The organism is Acetobacter okinawensis, assembly GCF_002153655.1.
Classification (GTDB): Bacteria; Pseudomonadota; Alphaproteobacteria; order Acetobacterales; family Acetobacteraceae; genus Acetobacter; species Acetobacter okinawensis_A.
The window spans coordinates 1-266 of record NZ_JOPJ01000145.1 but is presented as its reverse complement, the minus strand read 5'-3'; the positions used below and the strand labels follow the sequence as shown (position 1 = coordinate 266).

Below are 266 nucleotides of genomic sequence, written 5' to 3'. Positions count from 1 at the left end.
GGTATGCCGGGGTTCAATGCCGGGTTCGTTCTTATGGTCCAGCACATGCAGCAGGCCGGGAATGAGGCCGGTGCCCTGCGCTCTGTCCTGGACAGGCTGGAGCAGAACATCAAAGGGGCAGCCGATCAGGGGCTGACGCCTTTCCAGCAGGCATGGAAGCATCTGGGGGATGATCTGGGGGAAACTGGAGAGGTCATCCGCAAAACCACTCAAAGCATTGGTGACTTCTTTGTTGCCATGGGCACAACAGCGCTCAATGTGGTGGA

At 58.3% G+C, this 266-nt stretch carries 1 protein-coding gene; it reads left to right on the top strand.

Going from position 1 to position 266, the window contains the following annotated elements:
- Window positions 1-266: hypothetical protein (locus tag HK26_RS13735; RefSeq protein WP_180539597.1), on the top strand; the 266-nt coding region annotated here is incomplete at both ends.